The 8,557-nt window shown below is 66.9% G+C and carries 10 protein-coding genes; all 10 read right to left on the bottom strand.

What is annotated here, in order from left to right; all coding sequences use genetic code 11:
- Positions 1-189: 189 nt before the first annotated feature.
- A complete protein-coding gene (locus O0K41_RS21435; protein WP_043033936.1) occupies positions 190-1,836 on the bottom strand; it encodes a CsgG/HfaB family protein in 1,647 nt (548 codons plus the stop codon).
- A 16-nt stretch (positions 1,837-1,852) separates the two neighbouring features.
- Positions 1,853-2,530 (bottom strand): hypothetical protein, encoded by a 678-nt coding sequence (locus O0K41_RS21430; RefSeq protein WP_012479008.1) that lies wholly within the window; start codon positions 2,528-2,530, stop codon positions 1,853-1,855.
- A gap of 97 nt (positions 2,531-2,627) precedes the next feature.
- Complete coding sequence (locus tag O0K41_RS21425; RefSeq protein ID WP_005407892.1) at positions 2,628-3,728, bottom strand: hypothetical protein; 1,101 nt, start codon at positions 3,726-3,728, stop codon at positions 2,628-2,630.
- On the bottom strand, positions 3,719-4,915 hold the full coding sequence (locus O0K41_RS21420) for a hypothetical protein (RefSeq protein ID WP_033833696.1): 1,197 nt from the start codon (positions 4,913-4,915) through the stop codon (positions 3,719-3,721). Before O0K41_RS21420 ends, O0K41_RS21425 begins: the two co-directional genes overlap by 10 nt.
- Before the next feature lie 107 nt (positions 4,916-5,022).
- Positions 5,023-6,285 (bottom strand): sigma-70 family RNA polymerase sigma factor, encoded by a 1,263-nt coding sequence (locus tag O0K41_RS21415; RefSeq protein WP_049449783.1) that lies wholly within the window; start codon positions 6,283-6,285, stop codon positions 5,023-5,025.
- 45 nt (positions 6,286-6,330) lie between these two features.
- Complete coding sequence (locus O0K41_RS21410; protein ID WP_005407889.1) at positions 6,331-6,687, bottom strand: DUF1428 domain-containing protein; 357 nt, start codon at positions 6,685-6,687, stop codon at positions 6,331-6,333.
- Positions 6,688-6,711: 24 nt separating this feature from the next.
- A complete protein-coding gene (locus O0K41_RS21405; protein ID WP_049395630.1) occupies positions 6,712-7,122 on the bottom strand; it encodes a VOC family protein in 411 nt (136 codons plus the stop codon).
- Between the two features lie 38 nt (positions 7,123-7,160).
- Complete coding sequence (locus tag O0K41_RS21400; protein WP_005407887.1) at positions 7,161-7,583, bottom strand: VOC family protein; 423 nt, start codon at positions 7,581-7,583, stop codon at positions 7,161-7,163.
- 67 nt (positions 7,584-7,650) lie between these two features.
- On the bottom strand, positions 7,651-8,064 hold the full coding sequence (locus O0K41_RS21395; protein WP_049449785.1) for a YciI family protein: 414 nt from the start codon (positions 8,062-8,064) through the stop codon (positions 7,651-7,653).
- A gap of 264 nt (positions 8,065-8,328) precedes the next feature.
- Positions 8,329-8,557: hypothetical protein (locus O0K41_RS21390; protein WP_308304564.1), on the bottom strand; the 229-nt coding region annotated here is incomplete at its 5' end.

Raw genomic sequence — 8,557 nt, 5'->3', positions numbered from 1 at the left:
CCTTGGGGGCTTGGCCGCGGCATCCATGCCGCGGACACCCCCGCAACCGGACCCCCCCCGCCTTCGACAGCTTCCCGGTGCTGTTGGTAGGTGTCGACCTTGGTCGACACGCATGGAAAACACGAAGGGGTCAGATCCCTTTCCCGGCGGGAAAGGGCTCTGACCCCATCGGTGTGTTGCTTGAGCCTGTTACCAGTTCGGGTCTTCGGCCGGCGCGGCAGCGGGCTTGGGCTTCGGCTTGGCGGCCGGGCGTGCGGCAGCTGCGGGAGCGGCCGAGGCAGTCGCGCCTGCGGCGGCGGCAGCCGGCTTGCTGCCCAGCTTCTGGCGCAGCTCGATCTGGCCCGGACGGAAACCGCCGCGCATCGCGTCGACGCCGTCTTCGATGGTGCCGTACGAGGTCTGTGCAGCGACGCGGTCGATGCGGATGGTGCAGCACGGGTGTTCGCTGCGGCCCAGCGAGCGGCCGGTCTGCGGGTCCTTCAGTTCTTCGCCCAGGCGCACGGCCTGCCAGCGCTGGCCGGCCTGCACGGTGTCACCGCCCTGGCTCAGCACCACCTGGTCACCGTCCACCGAGACCACCGACACCGGAAACAGCGTGGTGACGATGCTGGTGCCGATCTGGCCCGACAGCGATTCCATCATCGCCGCGGCCATGTTGCGGCCGTTGACCACGCGCGGCAGGGTGCTGGGGCCGGTCGAGGCCAGCTGGTGGTCGAAGCTGTCGGACATCACCACCTGGCCGGTGGTGGCGTTGATCAGGCGCAGGGTGATGCGGCCGCCACCGGAGTACGAGGTCACCTGGCGGTCGGACATGCGCAGGTTGCGCACGCTGCGCGGGTACTCGAAGCGTTCGATGGTCGGTATCAGGATCAGATCGGTCGCCAGCTGCTGGCCCACGCGCGCGGTGTCCTGCAGGCGCACGTTGCCGCTGTTGATGTGGTCGATCTCGGCCTGCAGTTCGTCGCCGAACTCGCGGTCCAGCACGATGAAGCGCTGGGTCTGGGTCAGCGTGTCGGACAGGCGCGCACGGATCGCGTCGGCCACTTCATCGGCATCCACGCGGCCATCGCCTACGGCGTAGCTGCCGGCCTTGGTGCGCGGCAGTGCAACCACGATCTTCGGCTTGCCCTGCTCGTCCGGTGCGCGGTACTGGGCGATCTGTGCACGCACGCGCACCTTCCAGTAGCTGCGCATGCTGCGGTGGGTCACGTCGGAATCGAACGAGCTTGCACCACGCTTGGCATCGACGCTGACCTTCTCGTCGTAGCTTTCCCTGACGCTGGCCGAGGCCGAACCGCTCTTGGCCGAGGCTTCGCCGGACGCAGTGGCCGACGCCGAGCCCTTGAAGCTCCAGCCTTCATCGCTGGCGCGCACGCGGGCGATGGTTTCCTCGTCCAGCTGCCGCACTTCATCCTGCGACAGGATTTCATAGCCCAGCACCGCGCCCTGCGAGCCGGCGATCATCTGCTGGGTGAACGCGTCGGCGCGGATATCGCCGACGTGTTCGCCATCCACATCCACATGCAGGCCTGCGCGCAGGCCCTGCATCTGGCTGGCCACGCGTACGCCGTTGACCTGCGCCACGGCCGACTGCAGCGCCGCCAGCACCGCCAGTTCCGGGGTGCTGCCGATGCCGTCGGCTTCGCGCGCGACCTGGGTGGTGCCGCCGAAATCCGGCGTGCCACGCAGGGGCGCTGCTTCCACTGGCGCATTGCTGGCCAGTGCACTGGTTGCCTTGTCCTTGGCGGGCGCGGCGGCCGGGGTGTCCTGCTTGCCGCAGGCTGCAAGCAGCGCGGCGGCCAGGCCCAGGCCGATCAAACGGGTTGTCATACGCATGGAGATTCGCCTCGGATCAGATCGAGTCGAGCATCGAGTCGGCGTTGGACGGCACCTTCACCTTGCTCTTCCTGGCGAAGGTCACGGCCGACTTGGTCGAACCGTACAAGCCCTGGATGAAGCCCGGCGATTCCTTGGCCACCCATGCGCCCGCTGCCAGCTTGCGGCCAACGGTGGCCAGCTGGGTCGCGCCCAGGTTCTTCATGCCGGCGGTGAAGCTGCTGGCTTCGCCGCCCAGCTTCTGTGCTTCGGCTGCCGACGCCAGCAGCGAGACCAGGCCTTCGGCGTAGTGCTGCTTGGATTCAGCGTTCAGTTCCGGCTGAGCGGCCTGGCGCTCGTTGATCGCGGCCTGCGCAGCTTCGCTGACCGACACCGACTTCTTCATCGCATCGACGCTGACCGAACCCGACGACAGCGCCTGGCGCTCGGCTTCCAGCAGCTGCACCTGCTCGGCCAGGCCGAAGGCACGGGCGAACGAGGTCTGTGCCTGCAGCGAGTGCGACTGCGAGCTGACGAAACGACGCACCAGCGCTTCCTGCGCGGCTTCGTCCGGAGCGGCGGCGCTGGAGGCGCTGCTGCTGGAGGTGCCGGTGGCGGCACCGGCCAGGTCCTTCAGCTTGCCCAGGCCCGCGTGGGCCGGCATCGACAGGGTGGCGGCAGCGATGGCCACGACAAGAGCGGTATTGCGGATCATATGAGTGTCCTTTGGGAGAGACGGCCGCGAAGCGGCACGTGGGAATCGGCAACCCCAGCGCGATGCCGAGCGAGCTCGGCACCCACCGGGTGGCGGATCAGCGGACTGCCTTGACGTTCAGTTCGTTGATCATCTGCTGGGCGGCCTTCTCGGCAGCCAGCTGCAGGGCATTGGTACGGGCCACGGTTTCATTCGGGCCGGTGCCGGAGAACTGCACCGGGCCCACCGACGACACGGTGCGCGGGAAACGACCGGTCACGTCCAGCACCTTGCCGGTGACCGTGACGAACACGCGGGTGTTGCCGCTGGCCGGATCGCGGTCGCGCATGCCGACGTCGAGGGTACCGACGGCGATGTAAGGTATGTTGGCCGCACGGATGCCGTTGGCGGTATCGCGCAGGGTGGCGGCAGACAGGTCGTTGCCGGTGCTGAAGTCCTTGCGGATGCGCTCGATGCTCAGCAGGCCGCGCGATTCGCCTTCCACGTACTCGGCTTCAACCACTTCGTAGCCGGCGGCGCTGAAGGCACCGGTCATCGCGGTGTTCACTTCAGCGGCGTTGGCCACCTTCCAGCTGATGTTGTCGCTGCGCTGGGTGGTGCTGCCACCGCTGGTGACCGACACCGAACCGTTCTGGTTGATGCTGCCGTTGGTGCTGACCGAGTTGCCGCGGAAGCTGTCGCCTTCACGGGTGTTCTCGCTGTAGCTGCTGCTGGCGTCGACGCGGCGGTATTCCTTGTCCTGGAACGACTGCACGGTGTCCTGCGAGCGTGCCATGAACAGGAAGGTCAGCAGCGAACGCTGCGCGGCGGTGGCACCGGCCACGGCCGAACCTGCATCCAGCTTGGTCTGCAGCAGCGTGGTGTTGATCTCGGCGCGGACGGTGACGGTGTAGGTCTTGGCCTTCTTGTCTTCGGTGTCCGACAGCGGCACGGCGCTGAGCACATAACGGTCGATCTCGCCGATGAACTCGGCGCGGCGGGCTTCGAACAGGCGCAGCTTGGCCGCACCGGTTTCAGCGATGTACGCCTCCAGTGCATTGACCTTGGCCTTGTTCAGGGCCTGGGCGCGGGTGTCGGCGCTCAGGCGCAGGCCGTAGCTGGCCGAACCGGTACCGCGCGAACTCGCGGTCTGCGCGGCGACCGGCGAGGCCACCACCAGCGCGATGAGGATGAGCAGGATGGTACGCATCAACGACATGACTTGATCAACTCCTGGAGGGCTTGGGTCTGCTGCTGCAACGGGCGGCCGCCCGGCTTCTGTTCGTCCAGCCATGCGCGCGAATCGGCACGCTTGGCGGCGGCGCCGGCGAAGGCATCGAAGCCGGCCAGCAGGGTTTCGTAGCTGGCCGACCACTGGTCGACCTGCCACTGCGTCACCGGCACCACCTTGGTGGCGCCCTTGCGCAGCGGCTGTTCGAAATAGACCTTGCCGGAGAACGGTTCGGTCACTTTGGCGGTGAAGAATGCGCCGAACAGCATCGTCTTCATCGCCGGGGTTTCATTGATGACGCCATTCTTCAGCGCATCGACCTGCACAGTGATGACGTAGTCCGGCTCGGGGATCTTCAGCTGGTAGACCTTGCCGTCGGCAAAGCGGGCGGCCATCGCACCACCGATCGCCTGGCCCGAGGCCGGCGGCAGCAGGCCGACGCCGGTATTGGACGACAGCGTCTTGGACAGTTCATGGGCCAGCGTGGCGCGCAGCGGGGTTTCCCACTTCGGGTCGGGCAGCTTGGCGCGGACCGCGTCGGACAGGGTTACGCCACCGACCTGCAGGCGACGCACGGCGGCATCGGGCAGCTTGGCCTGGGCGAGACTGGCGGCCAGCACCTGCGACAGGCTGGTATCGGCGCTGCCGTACAGCAGATCGGCGACGATCGCGTCGATATCGTCGTTGTCCGGCCGGTAATCCTGCACGTCGATGCGCTGCAGGGTCAGCGGATAGGACGCGATCACCTGGCGCTCGCGGAAATCGAAGAACAGTGCCTGCAGGGCCACTTCCACCAGCACTTTGTACTGGTTGCCGATCGGCTCGACCGAGACCAGTTCGCGGTCCAGTGCGGCGGCCAGCACCGTCGCGCTGGTGGTGCCGTCGAGCATCGCCACCGGCTGGTCGATCAGCTCCAGGTTCGCCGGCGGCCGGCGCTTGAGCGCCTGCGCCAGGGTCTGGTTCAGCGGGATCAGGCCGCGCTTTTCCAGCACGGCATGCGCATGCGGCGTGGTCGCCTGCACGGCAGCGGCATCCGCGGTATAGGCAAAACCGGCCCAGTAGGCCTGCTGCGATTTGTCAGCCGCCTGCGCAGCCATCGGCCACACGGCCAGGCACAGGGCACAGGCAAGCAGGCGCGCAAAAGCGCGCGATGCGCTCTTCGTCCTTGAATACATCCAACCGCTCCTCGGTCAATACGCACGGAATGCGGACGCTGATGCGTCCGCTGGGCGCGAAACATAGCCGCTCAGGCGCCTGCCGACAAGTGCTGCGTTCGTCGCAGTCACTCCTGGGGCGGCAGTCCGGCCCGTTGGCGCAGCAGGCCCCGCTCCGCCTGGTTCTGGCTGAGTCTGGCGGCTTCGGCAAAAGCCTGACGTGCGTCGAGGTCGCGCCCCAGCGCCTGTAGTATCTCCGCGCGGACGACCTCCAGAGGGGCATAGTCGCGCAGGCGTGCATCCACCAGCAGCGGCTGCAGTTGTGCCCACGCAGCGAACGCGCCCTCGCTGCGCAGCACCGCCACGACCCGATTCAAAGCGACAACCGGCGAAGGCATCACCTGCAGCAACCGGGTATAGAGCGAAGCGATACGTGGCCAGTCGGTGGCTTCAGCCCGACGCGCAGCCGCATGGCAGGCGGCGATGCGCGCCTGCAGTACATAGGGATCATCAGCACCACCGGCGGCCAGCGCGCGGGCCAGCACCTGCTGCCCGCGTTCGATCTGCAGCCAGTCCCAGCGCGCGCGGTTCTGCTGGTCCAGCAGCACCGGCGCGCCCTGCGCGTCGGTCCGTGCCGCAGCACGCGATGCCTGCAGTTCCATCAGTGCCAGCAGACCCAGCACCGGCGGCACCGGCAGCCGGTGCGCCAGGATGCGCGCGAGCCGCAGTGCCTCCTCGCACAGCGCCGGACGCATCCAGTCATCGCCGGCGCTGGCCGCGTAACCTTCATTGAAGACCAGGTAGATCGCCTCCAGCACCGAAGCCAGTCGCTCGGGCATCGCGTCCGCGCGCGGCACCTCATAGGGCACCTGCTTCTGCGCCAAGGTGCGCTTGGCGCGCACGATGCGCTGGGCGATGGTCGGCTCGGGCTGCAGGAACGCACGTGCGATCTCGACGGTGGTCAGGCCACCGAGCAGGCGCAGGGTCAGTGCCACCCGCGCATCGGCCGGCAGCACCGGATGGCAGGCCACGAACATCAACCGCAGCAGATCGTCACCCAGGTCATCCTCCAGCGCCTGGCTGTCATCCGGTGCCGGCAGCGCCGCTGGGTGCAGTTCCTCGCCCCACTGCGCATGCTGCTGCGCCACCCGCTGGTGCTGGCGCAGCACATCAATGGCACGGTTGCGCGCAGTGGTCATCAGCCAGGCTCCGGGGTTGTCCGGGATGCCCTGTTCCGGCCAGCGCTCCAGCGCGGCCAGCCAGGTGTCCTGGGCCAGCTCCTCGGCACGGCCGACATCGCCCCCGAGCAGCCGCGCCAGGCGCGCGATCAACACCGGCGATTCCATCCGCCAGAGGGTTTCCAGACGCTGCGTCAGTGCGGGATCGGGCATGCGCCGATCACAGCACGCACGCCCGGCCCGCACAAGCGCCGCAGCTCACGCTTCAACAATCGGCTTGAAGCCACCCCAGAACATGCGCCTGGTATCGAACGGCATGTCCTTCGGGCCCAGCGACGCCAGCCGCGGGTCGGCCATTACCCTGGCGTTGATGCGGTCGCGCGCCGCGCGCGAACGGAACACCACGAAGGCGACGATCACCGTTTCGCCGGGCTTTGCCTTGACCGCACGCGGGAACGAGGTGCTCTTGCCCGGTTCCACATCGTCAGCCACGCATTCCATGTACTGCAGCGCGCCATGGTCCTTCCACACCGCACCGGCCTTGCGGGCAAGGCGGCGGTAGGCCGCCACCTTGTCCTGTGGGCACGGCAGCACGTAAGCATCCACGTAAGCCATGAGGGTTCTCCCTTGCGGCGGCCGTCAGCCCGGCTCGCCGTCCATGTGTGCGATTTCCCAGAGATGGCCATCCAGGTCCTGGAAGCCGCGCTGGTACATGAAGCCGTAGTCGCGCGCCGGCTGCGGTTCGCTGGCCCCCGCCGCAAGCGCCTTGTCCACCATCACGTCCACCGCCTTGCGGCTGTCGGCCGACAGGCAGGTGATCACCTCGGTGTGGCTGTGCGCATCGGCAATCGCCTTGTTGGTGAACTGCTTGAAGAACGGCTGGGTCAGCAGCATCACGAAGATGCTCTCGCTGATGACCATGCAGGCCGCATCGTCATTGGTGAAGGTCGGGTTGAAGCTGTAGCCCAGCGCGGCGAAGAAGGCCTTGGATGCGTTGAGATCCTGCACAGGCAGGTTGACGAAGATCATCTGCGGTTGCGGTGCACTCATCGGTGAAGCTCCTTGTGGATGAAAGAGAGAGAGAGGAATCAGGGTTGCTTCATGCAGTTGACCATCCACGGCTTGCCGTAGCGGTCGATCAGCATGCCCCAGCGGTGCGCCCAGAACGTTTCAGCGATCGGCATCTGCACCTGGCCACCTTCGGCCAGCGCCGCGAACACGCGCTCGGCTTCCTCGATGCTGTCGACGTCGACATTGATGGTGGTCGAACCACCCTCGCCACCGCCGGGACCGTCGGCCGCCATCACGATGGCGCTGCCGATTTCCAGCTGGCTGTGCGCGACGTGGTCCAGGGTTTCCGGCGGCATCTCGTTGCAGCCGGGCGACCCATCGGAGGGCGGCATGTCGCGGTACTTCATTTCCGAGGTGACCTGGCCACCCAGTGCCTTGGCGTAGAACGCCATCGCCTCATGGGCCTGGCCGCTGAAGCCGAGGAAGGGAATCAGTTTCATGGCAATACTCCGTTGTGCGGTTCAGGGCAGTAGTGCCGGGTCGGGCCCGGCAGGGAGATGAATCGGGTCAACCTTCCAGCTGTGCACGCAGACGCTGTTCCTGCTGCTGTAAGTCGGGGGTGAAGGCTTCACCGAAGTCTTCGGCTGAAATCAGCGGACGCAGCTCCAGCGTGCCGCCACTGTTGAACGGCGCACGGCTGGCCCATTCAACGGCCTCCTCCAGCGAGCGCACGTCCCACAGCCAGAAGCCGGCGATCTGGTCGCCGGCGGGGCCGAACGGACCGGCCTCGACCCTGGGTGCGCCGCTGCCGAAGTGAATGCGGCGACCGCGCTGGGTGGCGTGCAGGCCTTCACCGGCGAGCATGATGCCGGCGGCCACGAGTTGCTCGTTGAAGGCGCCCATTTCGGACAGTTCCTGTTCGCTGGGCATGCGGCCGGCTTCGGAGTCGGCGTTGGCCTTCACGATCACCATCACTTTCATTGCGGTCTCCCGTGGGGACGCGTGGTGCGTGCCCTTCACTGGGTACAACGAACCAGGGGGCTGGGAATCGACACGTCTGTTGGAAATTTTTTTCTTGCGCGGAAAGCGTGCCTTCGGCGAGGGTCGGCGAACGGCGGAGCCCCTCCGTGGTGGGGTTGGGTTGGTCGCTGAAAGCTCGGGTTCATGGGTTTGGCCGGGTGGGGAGGCAGGGCAGGGGACGCTGCAAGTACGTCCATGTAAGCTCGGTCGCCGCATCCATGCGGCTCACGCCCCTGCCCTGCCTCCCCACCCGGCCTTGGACAGTTTCCTGCCTCCGGCACGCACCACGGGAAGATCAAGAAAAAAGGCAAAAGCAAAAGCAAAAACAACGGCGATTGGCTGGCGGCCTCGGCTTTGCGAGCGAAGCGACCCGCTTTTGCTCTTGTTTGTGATTTTCCGTGGTGGATCAGCTGCAGAGATCTGTCCAAGGCCGGGTGGGTAGGCGGGGCGGGGG

Source organism: Stenotrophomonas sp. Sm2128, assembly GCF_030985535.1.
Lineage (GTDB): Bacteria > Pseudomonadota > Gammaproteobacteria > Xanthomonadales > Xanthomonadaceae > Stenotrophomonas > Stenotrophomonas maltophilia.
This window is presented reverse-complemented; position numbering and strand designations above follow the sequence as displayed.

Coding starts and splice junctions, on each gene's coding strand:
- O0K41_RS21435 (WP_043033936.1), bottom strand. CDS start 1,836: ATGCGTATGACAACCCGTTTGATCGGCCTGGGCCTGGCCGCCGCGCTG.
- O0K41_RS21430 (WP_012479008.1), bottom strand. CDS start 2,530: ATGATCCGCAATACCGCTCTTGTCGTGGCCATCGCTGCCGCCACCCTG.
- O0K41_RS21425 (WP_005407892.1), bottom strand. CDS start 3,728: ATGTCGTTGATGCGTACCATCCTGCTCATCCTCATCGCGCTGGTGGTG.
- O0K41_RS21420 (WP_033833696.1), bottom strand. CDS start 4,915: ATGTATTCAAGGACGAAGAGCGCATCGCGCGCTTTTGCGCGCCTGCTT.
- O0K41_RS21415 (WP_049449783.1), bottom strand. CDS start 6,285: ATGCCCGATCCCGCACTGACGCAGCGTCTGGAAACCCTCTGGCGGATG.
- O0K41_RS21410 (WP_005407889.1), bottom strand. CDS start 6,687: ATGGCTTACGTGGATGCTTACGTGCTGCCGTGCCCACAGGACAAGGTG.
- O0K41_RS21405 (WP_049395630.1), bottom strand. CDS start 7,122: ATGAGTGCACCGCAACCGCAGATGATCTTCGTCAACCTGCCTGTGCAG.
- O0K41_RS21400 (WP_005407887.1), bottom strand. CDS start 7,583: ATGAAACTGATTCCCTTCCTCGGCTTCAGCGGCCAGGCCCATGAGGCG.
- O0K41_RS21395 (WP_049449785.1), bottom strand. CDS start 8,064: ATGAAAGTGATGGTGATCGTGAAGGCCAACGCCGACTCCGAAGCCGGC.